Source organism: Streptomyces calidiresistens (genome assembly GCF_014141525.1).
Classification (GTDB): Bacteria; Actinomycetota; Actinomycetes; order Streptomycetales; family Streptomycetaceae; genus Streptomyces; species Streptomyces calidiresistens.
Genome location: NZ_VKHS01001185.1, coordinates 1 through 1,174 on the forward strand (window position 1 = coordinate 1; position 1,174 = coordinate 1,174).

1 protein-coding gene is annotated in these 1,174 nt (G+C 75.0%); it reads left to right on the forward strand.

All coding sequences use genetic code 11. The annotated features are described in order from the left end of the window. A partial coding sequence (locus FOE67_RS26275) for a (2,3-dihydroxybenzoyl)adenylate synthase (protein WP_182667320.1) occupies nt 1-1,153 on the forward strand: 1,153 nt, incomplete at its 5' end. Between the last annotated feature and the right edge of the window lie 21 nt (nt 1,154-1,174).

Consider the following 1,174-nt stretch of genomic DNA (forward strand, 5'->3'; position numbering starts at 1 on the left):
CGGCCCGCACACCGCCCTCGCCGACATCCCCCGCGACCCCGCCACGCTGCCCGGCGGTCGGCTTCCCACCGGCCCGGAGCCCGGCGACCCCGCCTTCCTCCAGCTCTCCGGCGGCAGCACCGGCGTGCCCAAGCTCATCCCCCGCACCCACGACGACTACCTGTACTCCGTGCGCGGCTCCAACGAGATCTGCGGTGTCACGGCGGAGAGCGTCTACCTGTGCGTGCTGCCCGCCGCGCACAACTTCCCCCTCAGCTCACCGGGCACCCTCGGCGCCCTCTACGCCGGCGGTCGGGTGGTGATGTGCCCGTCCCCCGACCCCGCCACCGCCTTCCCCCTGATCGAACGCGAGGGCGTCACTCTCACCGGCGTCGTCCCGCCGCTGGCACTCGCCTGGATCGAGGCCGCCCGTGACCCCGGCGCCCGCGCCCGTCTCGCCCCCCTGCGCACCCTGCTGGTGGGCGGCGCCCGGTTCGCCGAGGAGGTCGCCCGCCGGGTGACCCCGGCGCTGGGCTGCGAGCTGACGCAGGTCTTCGGCATGGCCGAGGGCCTGGTCAACTACACCCGTGCCGAGGACCCGCAGGACATCGTCCTCACCACCCAGGGTCGGCCCATCTCCCCGGACGACGAGATCCGCATCGTCGACGACGCCGACCGGGAGGTGCCCCCCGGCGCCGTGGGCCACCTGCTGACCCGCGGCCCCTACACCATCCGCGGCTACTGGCGGGCCCCGGAGCACAACGCCCGCTCCTTCACCGCCGACGGCTTCTACCGCACCGGCGACCTGGTCCGCCGCCTGCCCACCGGCCACCTGGTGGTCGAGGGCCGGGCCAAGGACCAGATCAACCGGGGCGGGGAGAAGATCGCCGCCGCCGAGGTGGAGAACGTCCTGCTGGCCCACCCGGCCGTGCACGACGCGCAGGTCGTGGCCGTGCCCGACGACCACCTGGGCGAGCGCAGCTGCGCCTGGTTGGTGCTGCGGCCGGGCGCGGAACCGCCGAAGCCGGCCGAGGTGCGCCGCTTCGTGCGCGAACGCGGCCTGGCCGTCTACAAGATCCCCGACCTCGTCAGGATCGTGGAGGCCTTCCCGGAGACCGGCGTCGGCAAGGTCTCCCGGAAGGACCTGCGCGTCCGCGACGGCGCCGGGGACTGACGTCCCACCCGCCCCCGGGCC